Raw genomic sequence first — 22,305 nt, forward strand, 5'->3', positions numbered from 1 at the left:
GTACGTCCACCGCGAGGTGCGGCGAGTGCCTGCCACCGGGCACCCCGTTTCCTCCGATCTCTGCCCCTCGTCCGATGCCGTTCCTGCCGCGCCGAATCTGGTCGGATGAGGACTGGTATCGCACCCAACTCGGTTACTGCTTCCGCGATATGGACGAGAAGTGGGATGTCTTCGTCGAGGATCATGTTGTTTTCCCGCACCGAAGCTGGACGGGGCACGGGGTCTTCGAAGCGACCTTTGCCCCAGCCGACGGCGGTGGCCGGCAGATCGCCGAGGCCGTGGCGGAACGCGACCTGGAGCGCTATCGCGGTGATGATGAGTACGACTGCCTGACGCTGGAGCTGGTGCTCAGCGCAATCGTTCTCGGAGAGCCCTCTCGAGAACTCCGGAAAAATTGGTGGAGTCGACCCGACCCGGAAGAGGTCGGGAGCACGGATGTTCCCGCTTGGCTCGTGCGACACAGCACTCTCGGCCTGCGCGCGGATTCATAGGTCGCGCCGCCCGCCGGTCAGCTGGGCTGGACCTGTTCAGACCAGCCCCGGTGCCTTCGGTCGTATCAGCAGGAGCGGGCGGCCGCAGGCGATGGCCCATACGACGGTGGCTCGGGGGGTGGCATCGCGGGCGTGGATGGCCCCGGTGGGCGGCGGCGAGTTCGGGCAGCCCCCGGTGCTCAGCGTGTTCTCGCGGCATGGGTCACGGCCGCGAGCGCCTTCGACAACCCCGGCGGTGTGCGCCTGTTCTCGGTGTCGCCGCCCGCCGATCCACCCTCGTCGGGTTCGGTGCCCACTCGAACTCAAGACCGCCTGAGCAAAACGGTTCCCTCCGCCTCGCTGATCTGTTCGAACCCTTGGGATGTGAGTTCCTCCACCGCGTGCTTGCCCCAGTCGGCGTAGTTGTCCCAGAACTCGATGACCGCGTATCCGGGTCCGGGGAGGACGTTGGGGAATTCGGTGACCCGGGTGCGCGAGGTGAGTTGCGGCGCGTAGTGCTCCGTGACGGTGACCTGAGCGCCGTCGGGGATCGCGTCCAGGACGCGCCGCGCGGCCACGACCCGATCAGGCACGCGCCAACTGTCCCCACGAAACAGGTCCATGAGCGGGAAGTCCCGGGCCAGCGCGAGCGACGTCACCAGCGGGACGACGGCGGCCTTGGCCGCGTAGCGGCGCAGCCAATCCGTCCGGGACGCACGCAGGCGGCGCAGTCCGTCCAGGAAGGCGGCGAAGACGATGGGCATCAACACCGCGCTGTAGTGGAAGCGGGTGTCCCAGTACAGGGCGTTGTCGGAGGTGAAGCGCCACAGCAGGGTCGGAAGCAGCATGACGGCCAGCGGTGAGCGCAGGGCGATGAACCCGGTGGGCACCAGGAGGGTGAACAGGGTCATCCATTTCTGTTCCGGGAGGATCATCGCCTTGGGCAGGTCCAGGAGCAACTGCATCATTGGTACATTGCCCAGTGAGGCGCCGCTGTTGCTCTTGTCGTTCTCGGATGTCCCGTCGAGCGAGCCCCAGAACGCGAAGGTGCCGTGCGGGTTGAGGGCAGGCAGGATCACGAAGATCGTGAGAAGGAATGCCGCGATGCCGATGGCCGCGTGCAGCGCGGCCATGCGCCGTTGCCGTGCGAAGGCCAGGGGAACCGCTGCAGCGGCGATCGTCAATCCGAGGTCTTCCTTGACCAGCAACAGGGGCAGCCACCACAACAGGGCCGCCCGATACCTGCCCGCCAGGAAGTGTTCCAGACCGAACGCCAGCATCGGCACGGCGAAACAGACCTCGTGGAAATCGAAGTCGACTGCGGACTGGAGGCCCCAGGAAATGGCATAGGCGCCACCCACCGCGGAGCCGCCCAGCGTCCCCAGGACCCCGCTCGCCATCCGTGTGACGGGCACCACCGAGACCGCGAGCAGCATGGCCTGCGCCACCAACAGCGTCTGAGCCGAGGGGAACACCCGATAAATCGGTGCGAGCAGGATGAGAATGGGATGGAAGTGCTCGCCGATGGTGTTGAAACCCGGACCCCGAATGTCGGAGACCGGCGCATCGAAATGGGCGTACGCGCGGACGACCTGTTCGAAGATCCCGAGATCGTAACCGTGGGTCGCCATGCGCTGATGCCGCAACAACGAATGCGTCTCGTACACCACGAACGCCAACACGGCCAAGACATAAGGAGCGCGGTCCGGTTGCGCGAGGGCGGCATCGGGCGAGTCCGGCTTCTCAGTGGCCTCCTGGTCGCGGGGCGAGACGAGTTTGGGTGTCCACGACGGCTCGACCGTCGACAGTTCCTTGCTCAAGGTTGACTTTCCTGTTCGGGTCGCCACCGCGAAACGCCGTCGATGTGCCCCCCTGCCGACGAGCACCCCAAGTGACGTGACAAGTAGCGGCGGTGTGGGCAGGGAGCATCCACCGATGGGTGTGCCACCCGTGCGCCGTGGCGGGAATCGACAGGAAATCTGCGGGGATAGTGGAACCGATCCTAAAATTGCCTTCCGGTCGTCGGCTATCCGTAACGCGCGAATATAGGGTCTTGAGCCACAGCCCGTGGGGCGACCAGGGACGCGGACGCGGCTTTGCCGCGCCTGGAACGTCTGCCCTTGAGCTTGTTCCTTATCCTGTGCGCTCGTGGTGGGCCGTGAGGGTGCGCTCGCGTTTGATGGTCTTTCCGACGTCGTAGCGGGTGCTGGTCGAAGTTCCTGGAGCCGGAAGGGCGTCCCGGGCCGGGTTTTCCGAGTTTCGGTGCACCGGCCGGCTGGGCGAGAGGCTGTCGCACAACTTCACCGGTGTAGTTGTCAAGACGTTGGCATCGCCGCGTGCCGTTTATTCAGGTTGTGGACAAGGCCCAAGAGCTTGACCTCGGTGTCCACACCGTCGCGTCCGCAGTAGTGGAGGCCCGCGCCCGAATCGCTGAAACAACTGGGCGAAGCTCCGGGCTCCACCAGCGCGGCTCGGCGCTTATAGAGGCGGCGGCCTCCTGGAGTGGCCGGCCGGTCGGCCATGGGACGATGCGCTGCGCTGATCGAGGTGACATCCGGCCGGCCGATGACCTGTGGTGCGCCGCCGGTCACCGCGACGAGCAGCGGCAATTCGGTGAGCGCGTCGAAGTTCGCGGCCGACGCGTAGCCGTTGTCCGCGAGCCGGACGTTCACGTCGTCGACAACGCCGGCGGCCCGGCAGTTGCGCTGTACCTGCCGCACCATCGGGACCAGAGCGGTCATGTCGGCAGGATCGCCGGCAGCACCTGTCGGCCAGCGCACGCGATCTGTGGGCGAGGACGGTCCGTCACGTCGACGGGCGAATTGCGCCGTCGCGGGTCGGCTGTTCGGTCTCGCCCAGTTCATTCCTTTCTCGCGGGCCGACCTTCGTCGAACCGCGCCCGTCCGGTGCCGGGGTCCACGGACTACCCGTCGGTGCTGTGGAGGTGCCGTTGACTCGGGTGCAGTCTTGAGACGAGGGATCAGGCGTGCATGACGATGGGGCGAGTCTTCGGGTTCGTCGGCACCCACCCGTCACGGGACCGGGCGAGATGGGACCAGGGTGGTCGAACCACCGCACTCCACAAGGTGATGCCGGCCGACCACTGCCCCCAGTTCGGGAGTCCGCCGCGGGGCGCTACTCTGCGTGGCCGACGTCACCGCGTCGGCGGGGTGGGTGGCCCTGGGGAGGGGCCGCCGGGGGAGGGATCATGGAAACACGAAACACGTCGGTGGAAAACGCGAAACGGTGTCCGGACTGCGGGGCGGACATGCCGGTCGAGGCGCGGTTCGTGACGTGGTGCGCGCACTGCGAATGGAACGTGGACCCCGGCGGCCGTGAACCCGGGTATGGGCGCATCGAGGAACTGCGCAGGCGCTCGGCACGCCTGCACGCGGAGCAGCTGTTCGCCGACGTACTGCGAGATGCGGCCGCCCGTCCTCGCCGTGACGTCTACGCCGTGCTCGCCTTCACCACCGCGCTCGCCGTGCACGGGATCACCCTCGGCCTCGCCGTCGGCGGCCTCCTGCTGGTCGTGCTCGGCTGGTCCACCGGGGTGCAACCGGTGCTCGGCGTCGTACTGTTGCTCGCGGCGCTGACGCTGCGCCCGCGCCTGGGCGCCCTCGACAAGAACGTGCCGGCCCTGTATCGGGCCGACGCGCCGCAGCTGTTCGCCCTGATCGACGAGGTCGCGGCGGCCGCCGACACGACCGGGGTGCACGTCGTCGAGGTCGACGCCGACGTCAACGCGAGCGTTCGAACCTTCGGCCCGCGGCAGCGCCGGGTCCTGCGCCTGGGGCTCGGCCTGTGGGAGGTCCTCACCCCCAGGCAGCGCGTCGCGCTCCTGGGCCACGAACTCGCCCACTACGCGAACGGCGACAGCCGACACGGGCTCGTCGTGGGAAACGCCCTGCGTTCCCTGGACGGTTGGCGCTATCTGCTCGCCCCGAGCGGGAAGCGCGGGCTCGCCGGCCTGGTGGACATCGTGCTGTTCCCGCCCAGGGCCGCGGTGCACGGCATGCTGATCCTGCTCGACCACTTCACGCTGCGCGCCACCCAGCGCGCCGAATACCTCGCCGACCGGACCGCCGCGCGGGTCGCCTCGTCGGCGGCGGTCGTAGAACTCCTGGACCGGCTCCTGGTCGAAGGCTCGGTACGCACCGAACTGCACCGACGGGCGGTCGCGGCCAACACCCGAGGGCGACCCGGGACGCGGCGTGGCGAGACCGTCCCCGAACATACGTTGTGGGAGGACCTGGCCGCACACATCGCGCGAATCCCGGAACGGGAGTACGAACGACTGCGCCGGGTCGCGGCGCTGCGCGGACACAGCGTCGACGCGACCCACCCGCCCACCCGGCTGCGCCGGCGACACGCGCTGGAGGGCGAACGCTTCGAGGGGGTCGTCCCCGTCGACGAACGCATCTGGGCGGCGGTGGCGGCCGAACTCGCCGACGTCCGCGCCGCAGCCGCACACCGGATCATCCGCGATCAGGTGGACCGACCGGCGCCGTGACGACCCCGGGCTCGCTCAGGCTCCCCTGCGTTCTCCGACCTCCCGATCACCATCGCCGGTGATCCACGACGACCGCTGCGAAACCGCGGGAACGGGCGCAGGAGATCCTGTTTGACTGCGACGCTGCCGTGGCGTCCCCGGGTCCCCTCGGGCCAGGCCGCCGGTCGATGGTGTCGAATGGGTTTTCGAAGGGGTGTGTGCCGGTGGAGGGCGAGGGTTTCGAGTGGGCGTCGGAGGAGGACTGGTTCGAGCGGGCTGAGGGGACGGATCGGGACGTGCGGGTGGTGGTGGCGGAAATGCCGCTGCTCACCGACCCCGTGGTTCTGCACGAGCACCTGGGCCGGATCCGCGATGGGTTCGAACGCGATCCCGCCGCGGCGATCGCCTCGTGCAAGGAACTCGTCGAGAGCCTGCTCAAGACGATCCTCGACAAGAGCACGGTCGAACACACCAAGAACGACAACATCCCCAAGCTCTACGCACAGGTCGCCGCCCTGCCGGCCCTCAAGGCCGAATCCGTCCCCGCGAGCGCGAAGGGCAGCGAGGCGTCCCACAAGGTCCTGGGCATCCTCGCCCAGACGGTCAACTCCCTGGCCGAACTGCGCAACCAACTCGGCCTGGGCCACGGCCGCGCCCGGCGGACCCTGGTACGTCGTTCACCGCTTCCGCGACGCACAGGCCCAGGAAAGCCGGCATCGCTTACCCGAACGCGCCCACTGGTTCGCCCCGCGCGGACGGCCACCACGCGGAGGTCGACCGACGGCCACCGACCGGACTGGAGACCTGGTTCACCGCGCCGGATTCCTTCCACCGGCCCCCGCCGCGCTGGAAGATGGCGATCACAGCGGCCATCGGGATCTTTCCGATCTCCCTGTTCGCCGGCATGGTCCTCCAGCCTGCGCTCGGCACCGTCCCGGTCGTCGCCCGCACCGCGCTGATCGCCGCCATCTTCAGCCTGGCCATGACGTACGCCGTCATGCCGGCCCTCACCCGCACACTGCGACGCTGGCTGACCTAGAGAAGGACCGAGGCATGAGCCAAACCCCCAACGTGACCGACAACCTCGCTGCGAAGCGCTACGAGGCCCGTCTCGACGGCGACCTCGCCGGCACTGCCGAGTACATCCGCACCCGCGAGGTGATCGCCTTCGTGTACACCACGGACCTGCGAGCAGGGGAGCGCCGCCGTCGGGCCGGTGACCGTCTGGTAGCGGCCGTGCCGGCCGCCGTCGGGCACGCCCTTCCAGCCGCGCCCGTGGAACGGGACGCCCATGGTGAGCTGCCCGGCCGGAAAGCCGCTGTTCAGGTAGTGGCCGATGGCGTCGTTGGCGGTGAACTGCGTGCCGTACGCGGGGCTGGTGGGGTGTCGTACAGCGGGGCCTGGAAGTTGGTGGGCCCGCTCGCCTCGAACGCGCCGTGCAAGTCGCAGCTCATGACGTTGCCGAGGCCGAGGACGTTCGCGACGCTGGGTACGTCCAGGTTGCCGATCTCGGTCGGCCCGCCCCGGGACGCCGCGGAGACGGTCCGAACCGCCGCGGACGTGCCCCGGGGCGTCGGGCACAAGTCCCCGGCCGGGATTCGTTTCCCTCACAACCCCGTGAGGGTGAGCTTGCCGATCGTGCTGCCGGACTCCTGGAGCCGGTGAGCTTCGCGTAGGTTGGCGGCGTTCACCGGGCCGAGGTCGCGGGTGGCCGTGGAGGCGACGGTGCCCGCGTCGACGAGCCGCGCGACCTCGGTGAGGATGTGGTGCTGCTCCTGCTGGTCGGGGGTGGCGAACATTGACCGGGTGAACATGAACTCCCAGTGGAAGGCGATGCTCTTCGCCTTCAGCGAGCCGATGGGCAGGGAGTCGAAGTCGTCGATGGCGACGATCGCGCCGAACGGCTTCAACACCTCGGCGTAGACAGGCAGGTTGCGTTCGGTGCCGGTGGTGCTGAAGACGTAGTCGACGCCGCCCGGTGCCGTTTCGGCGAGTTGCGGTGCGAGGGGGCGGTGGTGGTCGACGATGTGGTGGGCGCCCATCCGCCGCGCGAACTCGGCCGTCTCGGGCCGGGAGGCGGTGCCGATGACGGTCAGCCCCGTGCGGGCCCGCGCCAGTTGCGTCACCATCGAGCCGACGCCGCCCGCCGCAGCGGTGACCAGCAGGGTGCCGCCCGCGTCCGCGAGCTTGAGGTGGTCGAACAGGCCCTCCCAGGCGGTGAGCGAAGTGAGGGGAAGCGCGGCGGCCTCGGGGAAGGAGAGCGAGACGGGCTTGCGGGCGACCAGGCGTTCGTCCACGGCGTGGAACCCGGCGTTCGCGCCGGGCCGGTCCAACGCCCCGGCGTAGTAAACCTCGTCGCCGACCGAGAACAGCTTCACCTGATCGCCGACCGCGACGACGGTGCCGGCCGCGTCCCAGCCCAGCACCCTCGGCTCGCCGCCCGGGTCGGCGTTCTGCCGGACCTTGTAGTCCACGGGGTTGAGCGCCACCGCCTCGACCCGGACGAGCAGGTCGCGCGGTCCCGGTGTAGGGACGGGGAGTTCGAGGTCGAGCAGGCTCTCCGGGTCGTCGACCGGCAGGCTCTTGCGGTAGGCGACGGCATGCATCGTGGACGGGATCGCGTTCATGAGAAGTCCTCGCATGATGAGGGGGCTGCAGCCCGGCGGATCCGACCACCGGGCTTCACGCACGGTAGGAGAAGAGAAGTAGTTACCCGCAAGGACGACAAGTACCCATCGGATACCATGCAGGTCATGGACCTGGAGACCCGCGACTGCGACGATCCTGTCGACGTCTACGCGGCGGCGTGCCCGTGCCGCGACATGCTCGACCTGCTCGCGAACAAGTGGAGCGCGCTCGCCCTCGGCGCGCTGGAACAAGGCCCGCAGCGCTTCGGTGCGCTGCGAACCCGCCTGCAGGGCATCAGCCCCAAGGTGCTGACCCAGACGCTGCGCCGCCTGGAGGATCACGGGCTGGTGCACCGTGAGATCTACGCCGAGGTGCCGCTGCGCGTCGAGTACAGCCTGACCCCGCTGGGCGCCGACGCCTGCGCGCCGCTCGCTCACCTGCGGACGTGGGTGGAACAGAACATAGGGCGCTTCCCCGCGTCCGCCTGAGTTCAGGGCGTCGCAGGCACGCCTGGGGCGGGTCCGGATCCGGATGCGGTTCGTGCTCGGGTCAGAGCGTCGTGGAGGGACTTGAGGTCGTCGGTGTGGAGCCTGATAACCCGTACGAGGCGGGGGCGGCCGAAGAATCCCGGGAAATGGTGGGGTTCTGTACGACGGCGGCCGCAGCCCTCCGCACCGGAGAGCGGGCCGTGCCCCGGCTGTTCGAAAACGGCGGTCCGCTGGTGGGCCGTGAGGCCGACCTGGCCAGGATCGATGCCTTCCTCTGCGGACCGGTGAGAGCCGGCGCCCCGTTGTTGCTGCTGGGGGAGCCCGGCGTAGGCAAGACCGCGCTGCTGGCCTCCGCCGCGTCCCGGGCCGCCGAGCGCGGCGTGCGTGTCGTTGCCGCAGCCGGGATGGAGTACGAGGCGCACCTGAGCTACAGCGGCCTGGGGCGGCTCCTGGCCGCGCCGGCCACCCGCCGGCCCTCGCTCGTCCTCGACAATGCCCTGGCCGTGGCCTTGGGCAGGGAGCACGGCCCGGCGCCCGAACCCGAAGCGGTCGTCGCTGCCGTGCCGGCGCTCCTCCGCCAAGTCGCGGACGACACCCCGGCCCTGCTCGCCGTCGACGACGTGCACTGCCTGGACCCGGCCAGCGCCCTGGTCCGCCCAGGACCCGGCCAGCGCCCTGGTCCTGGGCGAGGTCGCGCGACGCCTGGCCGGCACCGGCGTCCGCATGCTGTGTACGGCCCGCCCTGTCGTGGACAGCTTCTTCGACCACAGCGGGCTTCCCGCGCAGGACGTGGCCCCGCTCGGCGACGCCTCGGCCGAGGGCCTGCTCGTCCAGCGCTTCCCGGCCCTCGCCGTGCGGGTACGCCGCCGTCTGATGGCCGAGGCGCAGGGAAACCCTCTGGCGCTGCTGGAACTTCCCGTCGCGCTCAACAGCCGGCAGCAGGCCGCTGCGGAAGCCCTGCCCGGCCGCCTTCCGCTGAGCCGCCGCCTCCAGTCCGGGTTCGCATCCCGCATCACCGGCCTGCCCGCGGCAACCCGCCACCTGCTCCTGCTGGCTGCCTTGGACGGCACCGGCGACTTGCGCGTACTGCGGCGCGCGGTGGCCGGGCGGTGCAGCATCAAGCACCTGGGGGCCGCCGAACGCGCCCGCAGCCTCGCCGAAGCCGCGTACACCGGCGCGCGATCCCGGTGGGGAACCGCAGGTGCGGGATGCCCTGGAGGCATTGGCGTCGCTGCGCCGCTCCGTCGGATTCCGCAACCGGGACCCGGAATCGCTGAAAGTCGTCGTCGGTATCGACTCCGATGCCTGGGACCGGCTCGTCTCAGGCCCGCGCCCCGCCCGACTGCACCCCTTCACCGCCCTCAAGGGTCCGGTCCACGACGCGCCCGCAACGCCCGGAGACCTCCTCCTGCACGTGCGTGCCGACCGAATGGACCTGTGTTTCGAACTCGCGGACCGGATGCTCTCCCGACTTCGCGGCGCGGTATCGGTGGCCGATGAGACGCACGGCTTCGGGTACTTCGACTCTCGGGACCTGCTCGGCTTCGTCGGCGGCACCGAGAATCCCGAAGGCGCGGACGCCGGAACATGGGCGTACGCGTCCGCTGCCCAGGAGCCGGACCACCCGGGCGGGTCGTACGTGATCGTGCAGAAATACCTCCACGACCGCGACGCCTGGGACTCCCTGCCGATCGAGGAGCAGGAGGGTGCCGTGGGGCGCACCAAGGCCGAGGACATCGAACTGGACGACGACGCCAAGCCGGCAGACGCACACACGGCCCTGACCGTCATCGAGGACGCGGGCGGCAACGAACTCAAGATCGTGCGCCGCAACATGCCGTTCTTCCAGCACGACCAGCGCACCTACGGCACCTACTTCATCGGCTACGCCGCCGACCCCGGGATCACCGAGCAGATGCTCCGCAACATGTTCCTCGGCATCGAGGACGCCTCCCACGGTCGGATCCTCGACTTCTCGACAGCCACGACGGGCGGCTTGTTCTTCGTACCGCCCGCCTCCTTCCTGGCCGATCGACCCCCGACCCCGGCCGTGTAGGACGCCGATTCCCTCAAGCTCCCGTGCTTGCTGAGCTGGGCCCGGGAGCGCACAGTGAGCTCGACGAAAATGGACCGGGCATTAATGGTCGATGCTTGGCGACCCCGGAAAGCTCGACCGGACAGGCTCCAAGGGCCGGGCCGCGAGCCGGGCGCCGCTGTGGGGCGGGATGTCAGCCCACCTGGGTGCGGTCGTACCTGGCGTCCGATCGCTCGCCGAGGTATTCCACCCAGACCGTCTTGGCGCACGGGTAGTTCGTGGCGGCCTCGACGAGTTCCAGCCAGTTGGCGATGGTTGTGCGGAAGCGCTCCCTCAGCAGTTCGTCCGTGAGGCCCCCGTCGGGCGCGAAGGCGGTGTGCGCCTGGGCCAGCGAGAACATGTCCGGGTACAGGCGCGCACCCAGGTGTTCGAGGGGGATCCGCAGGGCCCACAGCCCCCGGTTGCCGCCGGCCATCGACGGGGAGGCGGACATGACGAGCCCCTGCCTTTCGTTGAACGGCTGTGGCCGGAACCGGGACGTCCAGTCGATCAGGTTCTTCAGGACGCCCGGGACCGAGGCGTTGTACTCGGGCGACACGATCACGAAGCCGTGGGCGCTCGTCAGGCGCTCCTTGAAGCGGACCGCCCCGGCCGGGATTCCGTCGGCCTGCTCCTCGTCCCCGTCGTACCCGGGCACCGTGAACTCGGCGATGGACGCGAAGTCGACCTCCGGCCCGGTCGCCCGGATCGCCGCGGCCGCGAGCCGGGCGAGCATCGTGTTCCACGACCCGTCCCGCCCGGAGGCGGACAGCACCAGGAACCGCATCGATTGGCGCGCTTGCATGTTCAAGCCCTCTCGTCGTCAGCGGACCGCGTGGGCACAGGAGGCGGAAGTTCCCGCGCCACGCTCCTTCACGTTAGGCAAGAACCAGTGCGTCATCCCGTATTCGCCCCTACTCGCCGCCCCGAGTTCACCGCGGGTGACTCCGATGCCGTAATCACGGGCGCACGACGAGGACATCGCACCGCTCGCGCAGGCGACGGACGCTGTGCGGTGCCGCGCGATCCAATGCCCGATGTCTTCGCCGCCGGCGGTGTATCCGGGCGCGAGTTCGCCCAGGCCGCCTCCCCGCCCCCGAATCAGGGGTACCTCGCCGACCGCGCGTTGCCAGGCGACGGACCCACCCCTCCGGGTTTCCTCCGCGGGTCCAACGCGTCGAGTGCGTCGCGGCGTTCGTCGTGCACCGGTGTCCGCGGCTTGTTGATGTATCCAAACATACAGTTGGCTTCGCCTGCGCCGTTGCGGAGGCCGGGTCGGCCCCGCTCGGGGCGGGCGAGCCACGGTGTACGCGGCGATGGCGTCACCGGGGCGGCCGACGGCGTGATGACCCTGTCCGATTCCTCCGCTCGTCATCGCGGCCATCCGCAGGTCGCGTAGCTGCGGGGCCGGCCTGCCGGTCCCTTGCCACCGACCCGCGCAAGGCCGTGTCTCCAGGACCGATCCGCCGTTCGGATCACAAAAGGCGGCCCCGTGCGGTGAATACCGAACGTCTCGTGAGTGAGGTACCCGTCGCAGGGGGTACGGCATCTCAGCAGGGGGGAACAGGAACCCGCGAGGAGATCGGCCATGTACGCAGCAGTCCGGCGGTATGAAGGGGTGACCGACCCGGCCGGGGCGGCCCGCATCGTGAAAGAAGGCTTCGTGCCGCTCATGCGCCGGGTTCCCGGCTTCGTGGCCTACTACTGGATCGATGCCGGGAACGGAGTGATGGTCTCGACCAGTGTCTTTCGGGACCAGACCGGTGCCGAAGACTCGATTTCGAGGGCGTCGGAGTTCGTGCGGGACAACCTCGCGTCACTGCTCCCCACTCCTCCCCAGGTCACGGCCGGGGAGGTTGTGGCTTCCACATAGCAGCGGCAAGCGTGCACCTGGTTCGGAGCGCGCCGCAGCGTCCAGGTCGCGGGCGAACTCGCGCCGTGTCCGCTTCGGGATCTCGGCGGCGCTGACGTCGGGGGGCCAGGCGTCGGGCAGGGTCGCGAAGCTCGCACGGACGCGTTCGCGTTTGGAGACTCGTCGCGTCACTGCCGGATTTCCTCGAGGGCGTCGCGCAGTCCGGCCCGGGAGGTCACGCCCAGCTTGGGGAATGCCCGGTAGAGATGAGAGAAGACCGTTCGCGGGGACAGGAAGAGTCGCTCGCCGATCTGCTTGTTGCTCAGACCGGTTGCGGCCAGGCTCGCGATCCGGTGTTCCTGAGGTGTGAGTGCGCCGATCTCCTGCGGACCGGCGATGTGGTCCTCGTCGCAGGCGTGTAGTTGTTGGCCGGCTCGGTGCGCCCAAGGCGTCGCACCGAGCCGTTCGAAGATCTCCGCAGCCGCAGTCAGGTGGGAGCGGGCCGGAGCAAGTGCCCCGCTGCCACGCAGCCGTTCGCCGTAGTACAGCCGGACACGGGCATGCTCGAAGGGAAGAGCGCCCTCGAGTTGCGTCAAATGACGCAAGAATCATGGCCGTTCGCGTCCCTAGTGTCGGTGCCAAGGGGCTGGGTCATCAGCGTCATCAGCCCCGCAGGACTCGGGAGGAATGATGAGCGACAACGCACCGCGCGGGAACGTCGTCCTCGTCCACGGCGGCTTCGTGGACGGCGCCGGCTGGCAGGGGGTGCACGAGGCCCTGACGGAGGACGGGTACAACGTGGCCGTCGTGCAGAACCCCACGCTGTCGCTGGACGACGACGTGATCGCCACCCGGCGGGTGATCGACGCGCAACCGGGCCTCAGGCTACCGAGCGGCCACCGGCGGCCGACGAGTGAAGACCGGGCGCGAGTGGAGGGGAGGCCGAGCGGGGCGGGAAACCGTTCGCAGCACGCGGGTAGCGCCGCCTCCGATCTCGGCAACCCCCGGGATCGTTGGGCGTGATCGTCGGGGCGCGGGCGTTTTCGATCCGGGGAAGTCCGGGTCGCCATCGGGTCGTCAGCCGTTCTGGAAGGGCAGTATCTTGCCCAGCCTGGTGTCGGCTTCGCGGCAAGTGCGCCACTTGACGGCGATCGTGCTGCCGTTTCGGAGTTCAAGGCGCAGTTTGGTTTCGCCGGACCAGTGGATCTTGCGTCGGGAGCGTTGAATGGTTTCCCAGGGAATGTCGTGGATCCGGGCGGCGTCCTGTCCGGCCAGGTACCGGGCCCATTCGTCGGTGTTCGCGCAGGTGGTCGATCACCTGCTCGGCCTCGTCCGGGGACGGTCGATCCCATGCGCAAAAAACACGGACGCGGCCTTGAGGACCTCGTTCGCCCGCCGCAACTCCGGCACTTCCTTGGGTAGTTGCCTGAGTTCCTCCGCCTCCGCGGTGGTCGGCCGGTCGTCGCGCTCGCCGGCGTCGGCCTGCCGGACCCAGTTGCGCAGGGCCTCCTTGTGGATGCCCAGGTCCCGGGCGACGTGCGCGAGCGGCCGCCCGGAGGTGCGGACCTCCCGGACCGCCCGTTCGCGCAGCTCGCCGGGGTATTTGCAGGGTGCTGGCATGGTTTGTGGTGCTCCTTACGCCGGACGCCATAGCCCGGCTTCAAGGACTCCACAAACCTCAGAGCAGCTCACCTCCAACTATCGGGCCTGTCAAGGCCATGCCCCTACCAACGCGACGGGAGCGTGGCATCAGGCCACAGAGATCGCGAACACCGCAATCACGCACCAAGTCGTTATAAAGCATGGCCCCCGGTGACCCAATGGCGTCCTCAGCCGCTCAAGGTCCATCGTCGCCACCGATGTCGCCACCGATGTCGCCACCGTGAAGGCGAGGGCACCCGCAGCCCCGCATCGGTGCGGGGCTGCGGACACTGGAACCGGTCCCGTCGGACCGAGGATCCCGTGCCGAGTGGGTCAGCGGTTCGGGGAGAGTTCGATGATCGAGCCGTTGGCCGCCCCGCTCACCACGATCGTGCCGTCCGCACGCGCAACCACATCGGACGTGAAGGTGAAGCCGGGAATCAGCGTGATTCCGGTGATCTTGGTGGGCAGCCCGGTCGCCAGAGTGGTTCGGCTCGCGGTCCCGGGAACGACGCGCAGCAGGCTGCCGGGAGCGGCGGGGTTCTGCTGGGCGCCACCCTGGGCATCGACGACGAGGAGTCGGCCCTGGCCGTCCAGCGTCACGCCTTCGGGCTTGTCGAGACCGCCGGCGACCGTGCGGGGGGTGCCGCCCTGGACCGGCACGGCAACCACGCGCCCGGCGCCCGCCTCGGCGATGTAGACCTGCTGCGTGTGGGCGTCGTACGCGAGGCCGGCCGGAGAGTTCAGCCCCGTGGCGACCACCGTCTGGGTGCCGTCGGCGACGTTCACGCGGTAGACCTTGCCCAGTGCCTCGTCGGACACCAGCACGGTGCCCGCGGGGCCTTGCCGCACATGCCAGGGGATGACGAACCCGCTCGCGACGACGCTTCGGGTGCCTGTGCGGAGGTCGAGTTTCATCAGGCGTCCGGGACGCGAAGAGTCGAGCCAGTCGGTGTAGTACAACGTGGTGCCGATCTGCACGGCTCCGGGGGTGACGCCCTGGTTCTGGCTGATCAGGAACTGCGAGAGCGTCGTCACCCGGCCGCGAGGCGACACCGAGGCGAGCGACGTGGCACCGGCGACGAGGAGAGATCCGTCGGGGTTGAGGCTCAACGACGTGGGGGTGGCCAGCGGCCCGGTCGGGAAGACCTCAGTCAGCGTGCGCGTGCGCGGATTCACCCGCTGGATCCCGCCCTGCACGAAGTTCGAGACGTAGATCGTGCCGCTGCGCGGATCGATCGCCAGATTGTCGAAGGCTCCGCGGCCGGTGGCGAGCAGCGTCTTGTTTCCCGAGGCCCGGTCCACCCGCCACACGTTGCCTTGGCCCGGAAGGTTCTCCACCAGGACCAACGACTCGGCCGGGTCGAGAGTCTTCGGCATCACCTTCACCGCCGACACCAGACCCTGGAACCGGGTGGAGAGTCCGGCGACAGAGCCCGGGTTGCCGGGGTCCACGACTGCGATCCGCCCGGCGTAGTACTCCGCTACGTATGCCAGACCGTCGGACGCCATGCCGAAGCCCTCCGGCACGCGAAGTCGGTGGGTGAGCTGTCTCGGAGCGGCTGCTCCTTGGGGATCGACCTGCCACAGGCCACCCGGGTGCGCGGGGTCGAACGCCAGGTCGCTCACGAACAACCGTCCGTCGGAGGCGAAGGCGATGCCGTTCGGCCCGGTGACCCCGTCGGTCACCTCGGAGGCGATGGTGGTCCGCGCGGAGCCGTCCGGCGCCATCCGGACCACCGACTTCTTCAAGGCGTTGGTGACGTAGAGGTTCCCGTCCGGGCCGACGGCCACGTCGTCGGGAGATTGCAGGGCATCGGCCACCGGATCGGTGTCGTCCGCGATGCGCACGGCGGCACCCGTGGCGAGGTCGATCCGCGTGATGCGGTCGTAGAGCGCCTGGGCCACATACAGGTTCCCCCGGCCATCCAGAGCCAACCCATTGGTCGACGGCAGCGGATTGGGCCGCACGAGGTAGCGCGCACTGTAGGCGTCGTTCTCGACCGCTGCCGCCGGCGCACCGCTTGGCGCCGCAATGCCGGGCGCCGCCACGAGCAGCGGAGCCGCTGCGAGGAACAGCACGGCGGACGGGCGGGTCGCCCACCTGCCGACCAGCCGGGATCGTGCCGTTCGGGCCATCCTGAAACCTCCGTGTCACCAAGCACCTGCGACGCAGGGGGTCTCGTTCCCCGTCGCGCGGCACAGCGGCGTCGGGCGACGGAAACCATCTCGCGTCGTATACCGAGACGATCGCAAGCAGCGCAGCTCTGAAATCGGCGATCCGCGCACAGCGAACTGGCGATCCGCGCAAGGCGACCGGAAGGACCCCCCACGCCTCCCGGTGGCCATCCTCGGCCCGACACCGTCGGCGCGCCGCCCCTACGATGGGCCCTCGTCAATGGGCGAACGCTCCCCGATATGCCCACACTGGAAAGGATGTTGGCCGCATGACAGGTCCACGAGAATCCGACATGCCGCGTTCACGGAAGCGGTCGCTCGCGGGTTCGGGCTCCGGGAACGCCCCACGCCACCGCATCGGTCCGGACGGTCGCCGGCGGTCGACGCCGCGCCCCGCTGCCGCGCCCTCGGCCGGCTCCGCTCCGGACGTCGACACCTGGCGCGAGATCCTGCGTGACGCGATCTTCCAGTTGGACGCCACCCCGTTCCGCCCGCCGGACCCCCGCGGCTACACGGGCTGGGTGAACGTCCACGACTTCGGTGCCGTCAGCATCAGCGATGTGGCCTCCGATCCGGTACGCGTCGCCCGAACTCCCCGCCTCATCAAGCGCAACCCGGTCGACATGTACCTCCTCCTGCTCGCAGTGCGGCCCAGCCGGGCCGCCGCCGGCACGCACCACGATCTGCTGGGCCCGGGCGACGCCGTGCTGGTCGACTCGACCCAGCCCTACTCGCTCACCGCCGACGCCTTCGCCCACTACCTGTCGATCCACGTGCCACGCGCCGCGCTCCGGCGGGACCTACGCACCGCCCCCGCCGTCGGTCGGGTCATCCCGGCCCACGACCCGACGCTGCGCGTGCTCACCGCGGTCGTCACCGAACTCGCCCGCAGCCCGCTCGGCCGGCCGTCCGAGGTCCTGACCGAACTCGGGCACACGACCTACGAGTTGCTCGTGTCCACACTTCGCACAGCCGCAGGACCAGATATGTGGAGCTCCGACGTGCAACTCTCCCGGCGTGCACAGTCGGCGCGCATGCGCGCGTTCATCCGCCTCCATCTGGCCGACCCGGACCTGTCCCCGACAACGCTCGCCGCCGCTTTCGGCGTCTCGACCCGTTACGTCGACCTGGTCTTTCGCGAAGGCGACAGCTCTCCCGCCGAGTTCATCCGCGAAACCCGCCTCGACCAAGCCCGCCGCAGATTCGCCGATCCCCGGCAACGGCACCTTTCCGTCAGCTCGGTCGGCCAGTCCGTCGGCTTCACCGACCCCGGGGTTCTCATCCGCGGCTTCCGACGCCGGTACGGAGTCACCCCGGGCGAGTACCGCCGTACGCGCCTTGCCGGAACCGCCGGGCAACCGTCGTGGAATTCGTCGACGTGACCGAACCGAAGGCGCAGATGGATGAACCGTGAGGGTGTACCCCGGGCCGATGAACGAAGAGCGTGCGGCACGCCCCGCGCGCCCAGCCATGGTGACTGGGCGCGGACACCCCCATACCCGGGCAGTTCCGGATGGGGACCGACGAACCCTGCTGTCCGCTCCGCATACCGATTCCAGCTCGTGCGGTGCGTGGTCGCCGTGCGCACTGTCGCGTCGCTGCCGACCGCGCCTCCTCACGTATGGAACGAACGCGACGACTCCGGCGACGATCAGCAGGACCTGGACAACCACCTCTCCCGCTGGTTCGGCAAGCCCGCCAACTGATGTGGCCCGAGCAGCCCCAGCGGCCGTGAGCAGGATGGAACGGCCGCCAACGACGCCAGGCGCGATCCCGTTTCGGCCACACGGCGCAGGCCGGCACGTTCGCCTCGCGTTTTACGGATGTTCGCGAGGAGACCCACGGTTTTCGGCCACGGCAGCGTTGATTTCGTGCTGTTCGTCCTTCCTGGCAGATGCATCGTAACGGTTGGCCGGATATCGTCGGCAGCCCCTATGGCTCGTTCGTCTCCCGACGGACGGTCGATTCCGACACCGGTCGCGCGCCACCCCTCACGTTCACACCGGGCCCAGACCTGACCCGGGAACACATCGGCCACAGAGACCCTGTCGGTTGCGAAAGTTCCCCGACGACCGTGAATCGCCTCACCTCCGATCCCTTCCGCAGGCGGATCCCGATGCGAACTTGAGATCACCAAAGAGTGCGATCCGCACGATAGTTCATCGCAAGACACCTATATCGACCACAGAAATCGCCCTCGCTCGACTGGACATCGCCTGATGCAGATACCCGACGCACTCGCCGTGGTGCTGACCGTCGGCGCCGCCGCCGGCGTCATCGCAGTGCCCTGGCTGATCCGGACTCACCGGCGTGCACGCCGCCTTGGACGGGCGTTGCACGAGGCCGAGGCCGGCACCGCCCGAGCCGAGCAGGCTCTCCAAGCGCTCCGGATCGAGATCGACATGTGTCGCGTCGATCTCCGGGACGTTCACGAGGAACTGCGTCACCTGGGCAAGGTCCGGCTCCCCGGCCTGATCACCCACCTCGCGCATCCCCACGTGCCCGTGCCGCCCCTGGACAATCCACGCTGGGCGGGGACCGAACTGGACGAACTGCAACGACAGATCCTGGACGTTGCGGCCTCGGGCGTTCGTGACGAACGCATCCGCGTGGACGAGGCGGCGCAGGACATCCTGCGCCGCACGGCGGCCGGTTCACGAACCCTCTCGCAGCAGATGCAGCGCATCCTGATCGAGGCCCAGGACCGATTCGAGGATCCGCAGATCCTGGACAGCCTGGTCAAGCTGGACCACCTCAACGAGCGCACCAAGCGGCTGTGGCAGATCATGGCGGTTGCCTGCGGCGACTCGACCGGACTGTCGCGCGTGGACTCGCACTTGGAGGACCTGGTCGCCGGCGCCCAGGCGCGCATCGAGAGCTACCAGCTGATCAGGCCCGTCAACAACCTCAGCGTCGAGCGACGCGTGGGCGTGGTCGCGCACGCGGCCGAACCGGTGGCCGTCATCCTCGCGGAGTTGATGGCGAACGCCGCCTACTTCTCCACGGGAACGGTGCCCGTCTCCGTCGCGATCCACGAAACGGCCACCGGAGCCTTGGTCGTCATCGACGACGCGGGCCCCGGAATCCATCCCGACGACCGGGAGTTCGTGGACCGGATGTCCTCGGGCAGCAGGCGTGTGCTGTTGACCGAGCTCGGGTCACCGCCGCGGCTGGGCTTCGCGGGCATCGGCCGCTTGGTACGCGAGTATCCGATCGACGTGAACGTTTCGGTGTCACAGTACGGAGGAGTGCACGCAGCCGTACACATCGCGAAGGACTTGCTGGTGTCGATGGATCCCGCCACTCAGCCGGTCTCGGCCGCCGCCGCCGTACCCGTGGGTCTGCTGCGGCAACAATCCCGGGAGTCGACGCCCGAAGCTGCGGCTGCGGCGCTGCCCGCCATCGCGCCCGACGGCATGCCCCGGCGTCGACGGCAGCGCCCGGACCCGAAGCCGGCATCGCTCGAGAGCGAACGACCGCAGGACGCGGACGAGGTGCGCCACCGCTTCTCCGGCTTCCAAGACGTCACCCGGCAGCACCGCGCCGACGCCGATCGTCCCGAATCCAGCGAAGGGAATCCCACATGACCCAGGCCCGTCGTCACTCGATGAACGAGCAGCCGGACCATTCAGCGTGGGCCGAACGACTCGTGAGGTCCGAACCGGGCATCGCCAGCGCCCTGTTCTTTACCGCGGACGGTCTCAAGGCCGGTGCCCACGCGATGGACGTCGACACCCAGGACAGCGTCGCGAGCATGGGCTCCGGCCTGCACAGCACCGCGAAGGCGACGGTCCGCGCGATGGCTTCCGGCGACGGCGCCGAACTGGAGATTCGCAATGTGGTCGTGGACACCGATCAGGGCTACCTGATCGTGATGGACGCCGGGAAGAACACCCGCCTCGCGGCCTTCACCACGCCCGACGCGGAACTGGGCACGGCCGCCTACTCGATGCTCAAGCTGATCGCGCTGGTCGGGCGGGGCGTGGGCGCCGAGACACGGGAGGACGTCGCGCAATGAACGCACGCAGGCAGGCCCCACGGACCGTGCCTGCGTACCTGGCCACCGGCGGACGCAGCGCGACGCACCGGAACACCTACGACCAACTCACCAGGCTCTCACGGCTCGGGGAGTACGTACCCAACGGCATGGACTCACCCCACCTTCGGCTCCTGGAGGTACTGGCCGGCGGGACGCTCACCATCGCCGATGCCGCGGCCTTCCTGCGCCTTCCCGTCTTCGTGATCCGCGTGTTGGTCGGCGACCTGGTGGACCTGGGCGTAGTGCAGGCCGTGCCGCCGGCGGACCTTCCCGACGTCGATCTTTTGGAGAGAGTGCTCAATGGACTCGTCAAGGCTCGCGAGAACGACCTCGCCCGTTGAACCGGCGTATCTCGACGAGTCGTCGACGTACCTCGTCAAGATCGTCGTCGCGGGCGGCCTCGGCGTCGGCAAGACGACGTTGATCCGCGCGGTCTCCGAGATGAGGTCGGTGCACACCGAGGAGGTGATGACGGCCGCGAGCATGTCCCTGGACAACCTCGAGTTCACCCCCGAGAAGACGACGACCACCGTCGCCATGGATTTCGGGCGGATCACGCTCGACCCCGGCGACACGATCCTCTACCTGTTCGGAGCACCCGGACAGCGCCGCTTCAAAGAGGCGTGGGACGACGTCTCCCATGGGGCCAAGGGCGTCCTCGTCCTGTTCGACGTCCGCCGGCTGGACGCGAGCTTCGAAGCGCTCGACATGGTCGAACGCAGCGGACTGCCCTACTGCGTGGCCGTCAACCGCTTCCCCACCTCACCCGATGTCAGCCCCGAGGTACTGCGCGACCACCTCGACCTGGACGCGGACACTCCCGTGGTGTCCTGCAACGCGTTGGACTTCACATCCTCGCTGGACGCGTTGATCGAACTGGTCCGCCATGCCCTCACCCGAATCCGCCTGGACGCTGCCTCGTGACCACACCGCTGTACCTGCCCAACGCCTACCAGCTGTACAGCCGGGAGTTCGCCCGGGATCAGCAAGGCCACTACCGCGACATGCGCGCCAACCACGGGATGATCGCTCCGGTGGAGATCGCGCCGGGGGTGTACGGCCATCTGGTGATCGGCTATCGGGCCGCGCTGGAGTTGCTGCACGACACCGAGACGTGGAGCAAGGATCCCACGACCTGGGCCGCGAGCCTGTCGTCGGACCACCCCATCCTCGGCATGTTGGGGCCGCGTCCCAACCCGCTGTACACCGACGGCATCGCACACGAACGGTACCGCAGGGTGGTCACCGACTGCTTCGATCTGGTCGAGCCACATCACCTGCGCGACCTCGTCCGCGAGATCGCCGATCAGCTCATCGACCGATTCGCCCACAGCGGGCAGGTCGACCTGATCACCGACTTCTCCCGTCCGCTTCCCTCCTACGTCTTCAACCGGCTCTTCGGCCAACGCGACGATGCCGCGCCACAGTTGATCACCGCGCTGGCGAGCCTGCTGGAAAGCGGGGCGGGCGAGGCGGAGTTCTACGAGTACATAAACCGGCTCGTCGGTTCCAAGATCGAGCGGCGCGACAACGACCTGACGTCCTGGTTCTTGGACCACCCGGCCGACCTGTCCACGGAGGAACTGCTGCACACTGTGGTTCTCACGGTCGCGGCCGGGCAGGAACCGACCACCAATCTGATCGCCAACACACTTTCGCTCATGCTCAGCGACAACCAGTACTACAACGACCTGTCCAACGGCGCGCTGAGCACCGAGCACGCGATCGGTCGCATCCTGCGGGAGCGGCCGCCCATGAGCAACTTCGCCCCGCACTACCCCACACGCACGGTCAACTTCCACGGCACCACGATTGCGGCGCACACCCTCGTCATGGTGTCCTTCGCCGCCGCCAACACGGACCCGAACGGGCCCGGTTCCGACCGGCTTGCCGGGGGCGGCGCGCATCTGGCCTGGTCCGCCGGCCCGCACGCGTGTCCGGTGCGTCACGATGCGCTCGTGATCGCCACCACCGCGATCGAACAGCTCATCCGGCGCTGCACCGACCTCGAACTCACCATCCCCGAGGAAGAATTGGAAGCGCGTATCGGCCCCTTCCACAGCGCCCTGGCGCACCTGCCCGCGCGGTTCACCCCGCTGCGGAGCACGAGGAGGGCAGGGAGTCGGGCGTGGCCGGGCAATCCGTTCTCGGCGGCGATCCCGACTACGACGAACTGACCTTCGTCGCCCGGCGGCCGGCGCGGCGGCGCCGAGACAGACGGAACGCGGGACGTCGTCGGCGATGTCCCGCGCTCGGCCCTCGCGCACGATGCGCCCGCCACGCAGGACCGGCGCTCGTGCTGCGCCTGACCTGAGCGCAGGCACGGGGCGGTCCCGGTCGCGGTCGCTCAGCAGCTCTCGCGCACGTTCTCGATGACCGCCGCGCTCTCGATCGTGGTCGGTGTGCTGGTCTCGGTCTCCGGCACGGCGCTGACGTACTACGT

At 69.1% G+C, this 22,305-nt stretch carries 21 protein-coding genes and 3 pseudogenes; 17 read left to right on the top strand and 7 right to left on the bottom strand.

Annotated features, from left to right (window positions below; translation table 11 throughout):
- Nucleotides 1–74 precede the first annotated feature (74 nt).
- Nucleotides 75–491, top strand: a complete 417-nt coding sequence (locus ABZS54_RS17585; RefSeq protein WP_355536090.1) for a hypothetical protein — start codon at nt 75–77, stop codon at nt 489–491.
- 302 nt (nt 492–793) lie between these two features.
- Here the strand turns inward: ABZS54_RS17585 and ABZS54_RS17590 are convergent, their stop codons facing one another.
- Together ABZS54_RS17590 and ABZS54_RS17595 are read right to left on the bottom strand one after the other, a co-directional pair.
- Complete coding sequence (locus ABZS54_RS17590) at nt 794–2,290, bottom strand: DUF2079 domain-containing protein (protein WP_355536093.1); 1,497 nt, start codon at nt 2,288–2,290, stop codon at nt 794–796.
- A gap of 495 nt (nt 2,291–2,785) precedes the next feature.
- The gene (locus tag ABZS54_RS17595; RefSeq protein ID WP_355536096.1) at nt 2,786–3,211 is read right to left on the bottom strand and encodes a hypothetical protein; all 426 of its coding nucleotides are present in this window, start codon (nt 3,209–3,211) and stop codon (nt 2,786–2,788) included.
- Between the two features lie 467 nt (nt 3,212–3,678).
- Here ABZS54_RS17595 and ABZS54_RS17600 point away from each other — a divergent pair, with 467 nt between their 5' ends.
- The 4 genes and pseudogenes from ABZS54_RS17600 to ABZS54_RS17615 all read left to right on the top strand — a co-directional run.
- Entirely contained in the window at nt 3,679–4,983 is a 1,305-nt protein-coding gene (locus ABZS54_RS17600; RefSeq protein WP_355536099.1) for a M48 family metallopeptidase, read from the top strand.
- A 296-nt stretch (nt 4,984–5,279) separates the two neighbouring features.
- A pseudogene (locus ABZS54_RS17605) lies at nt 5,280–5,612 on the top strand (abortive infection family protein); the annotation flags it as partial.
- A gap of 203 nt (nt 5,613–5,815) precedes the next feature.
- Nucleotides 5,816–6,001: a hypothetical protein gene (locus ABZS54_RS17610; protein WP_355536159.1), complete on the top strand. Its 186-nt coding sequence runs from the start codon at nt 5,816–5,818 to the stop codon at nt 5,999–6,001.
- A gap of 14 nt (nt 6,002–6,015) precedes the next feature.
- Nucleotides 6,016–6,141, top strand: a pseudogene (locus ABZS54_RS17615) (GNAT family N-acetyltransferase); the annotation flags it as partial.
- Nucleotides 6,142–6,569: 428 nt separating this feature from the next.
- Here the strand turns inward: ABZS54_RS17615 and ABZS54_RS17620 are convergent.
- Nucleotides 6,570–7,589 carry a zinc-binding alcohol dehydrogenase family protein gene (locus ABZS54_RS17620; RefSeq protein WP_355536102.1) on the bottom strand — a complete coding sequence of 340 codons (1,020 nt, stop codon included), beginning with the start codon at nt 7,587–7,589 and terminating at the stop codon, nt 6,570–6,572.
- Nucleotides 7,590–7,784: 195 nt separating this feature from the next.
- Between ABZS54_RS17620 and ABZS54_RS17625 the strand changes: the two genes are divergently transcribed.
- The 3 genes from ABZS54_RS17625 (at nt 7,785) to ABZS54_RS17635 (ending at nt 10,134) form a co-directional block, all read left to right on the top strand.
- Nucleotides 7,785–8,078 (top strand): helix-turn-helix domain-containing protein, encoded by a 294-nt coding sequence (locus ABZS54_RS17625; protein WP_355536147.1) that lies wholly within the window; start codon nt 7,785–7,787, stop codon nt 8,076–8,078.
- Nucleotides 8,079–8,224: 146 nt separating this feature from the next.
- On the top strand, nt 8,225–9,355 hold the full coding sequence (locus tag ABZS54_RS17630) for an ATP-binding protein (protein WP_355536150.1): 1,131 nt from the start codon (nt 8,225–8,227) through the stop codon (nt 9,353–9,355).
- Nucleotides 9,280–10,134: a Dyp-type peroxidase gene (locus ABZS54_RS17635; protein ID WP_355536105.1), complete on the top strand. Its 855-nt coding sequence runs from the start codon at nt 9,280–9,282 to the stop codon at nt 10,132–10,134. The genes ABZS54_RS17630 and ABZS54_RS17635 overlap by 76 nt, the downstream gene beginning before the upstream one ends.
- 172 nt (nt 10,135–10,306) lie before the next feature.
- Here the strand turns inward: ABZS54_RS17635 and ABZS54_RS17640 are convergent, their stop codons facing one another.
- Nucleotides 10,307–10,957 (bottom strand): NAD(P)H-dependent oxidoreductase, encoded by a 651-nt coding sequence (locus tag ABZS54_RS17640; RefSeq protein WP_355536153.1) that lies wholly within the window; start codon nt 10,955–10,957, stop codon nt 10,307–10,309.
- Nucleotides 10,958–11,740: 783 nt separating this feature from the next.
- On the opposite strand from ABZS54_RS17640, the gene ABZS54_RS17645 reads away from it, so the two are divergent.
- On the top strand, nt 11,741–12,025 hold the full coding sequence (locus ABZS54_RS17645) for a hypothetical protein (protein ID WP_355536108.1): 285 nt from the start codon (nt 11,741–11,743) through the stop codon (nt 12,023–12,025).
- A gap of 167 nt (nt 12,026–12,192) precedes the next feature.
- Here ABZS54_RS17645 and ABZS54_RS17650 read toward each other — a convergent pair whose 3' ends face one another.
- The gene (locus tag ABZS54_RS17650; RefSeq protein ID WP_355536111.1) at nt 12,193–12,600 is read right to left on the bottom strand and encodes a LuxR C-terminal-related transcriptional regulator; all 408 of its coding nucleotides are present in this window, start codon (nt 12,598–12,600) and stop codon (nt 12,193–12,195) included.
- 94 nt (nt 12,601–12,694) lie between these two features.
- Between ABZS54_RS17650 and ABZS54_RS17655 the strand changes: the two are divergent.
- Nucleotides 12,695–12,874 (top strand): annotated as a pseudogene (locus tag ABZS54_RS17655) (alpha/beta hydrolase); the annotation flags it as partial.
- 444 nt (nt 12,875–13,318) lie between these two features.
- On the opposite strand, the gene ABZS54_RS17660 reads toward ABZS54_RS17655, so the two are convergent.
- Nucleotides 13,319–13,624, bottom strand: coding sequence for a transposase (locus ABZS54_RS17660; RefSeq protein WP_355536114.1), 306 nt, complete (start codon nt 13,622–13,624; stop codon nt 13,319–13,321).
- A 354-nt stretch (nt 13,625–13,978) separates the two neighbouring features.
- Nucleotides 13,979–15,784, bottom strand: coding sequence for a hypothetical protein (locus ABZS54_RS17665; protein WP_355536117.1), 1,806 nt, complete (start codon nt 15,782–15,784; stop codon nt 13,979–13,981).
- Nucleotides 15,785–16,116: 332 nt separating this feature from the next.
- Between ABZS54_RS17665 and ABZS54_RS17670 the strand changes: the two genes are divergently transcribed.
- From ABZS54_RS17670 to ABZS54_RS17700, 7 genes are all read left to right on the top strand, one after another.
- A complete protein-coding gene (locus tag ABZS54_RS17670; protein ID WP_355536120.1) occupies nt 16,117–17,205 on the top strand; it encodes a helix-turn-helix domain-containing protein in 1,089 nt (362 codons plus the stop codon).
- A 198-nt stretch (nt 17,206–17,403) separates the two neighbouring features.
- Nucleotides 17,404–17,529, top strand: coding sequence for a hypothetical protein (locus tag ABZS54_RS17675; protein WP_355536123.1), 126 nt, complete (start codon nt 17,404–17,406; stop codon nt 17,527–17,529).
- Between the two features lie 513 nt (nt 17,530–18,042).
- The gene (locus ABZS54_RS17680; protein ID WP_355536126.1) at nt 18,043–19,410 is read left to right on the top strand and encodes a sensor histidine kinase; all 1,368 of its coding nucleotides are present in this window, start codon (nt 18,043–18,045) and stop codon (nt 19,408–19,410) included.
- Nucleotides 19,407–19,841 carry a roadblock/LC7 domain-containing protein gene (locus ABZS54_RS17685; RefSeq protein WP_355536129.1) on the top strand — a complete coding sequence of 145 codons (435 nt, stop codon included), beginning with the start codon at nt 19,407–19,409 and terminating at the stop codon, nt 19,839–19,841. Before ABZS54_RS17680 ends, ABZS54_RS17685 begins: the two co-directional genes overlap by 4 nt.
- Nucleotides 19,838–20,203: a DUF742 domain-containing protein gene (locus tag ABZS54_RS17690; RefSeq protein ID WP_355536132.1), complete on the top strand. Its 366-nt coding sequence runs from the start codon at nt 19,838–19,840 to the stop codon at nt 20,201–20,203. The genes ABZS54_RS17685 and ABZS54_RS17690 overlap by 4 nt, the downstream gene beginning before the upstream one ends.
- Entirely contained in the window at nt 20,163–20,786 is a 624-nt protein-coding gene (locus tag ABZS54_RS17695; protein WP_355536135.1) for an ATP/GTP-binding protein, read from the top strand. The genes ABZS54_RS17690 and ABZS54_RS17695 overlap by 41 nt, the downstream gene beginning before the upstream one ends.
- Nucleotides 20,783–22,039 carry a cytochrome P450 gene (locus tag ABZS54_RS17700; RefSeq protein ID WP_355536138.1) on the top strand — a complete coding sequence of 419 codons (1,257 nt, stop codon included), beginning with the start codon at nt 20,783–20,785 and terminating at the stop codon, nt 22,037–22,039. Before ABZS54_RS17695 ends, ABZS54_RS17700 begins: the two co-directional genes overlap by 4 nt.
- Nucleotides 22,040–22,305: the final 266 nt, after the last annotated feature.

The organism is Embleya sp. NPDC005575 (genome assembly GCF_040605455.1).
Classification (GTDB): Bacteria; Actinomycetota; Actinomycetes; order Streptomycetales; family Streptomycetaceae; genus Embleya.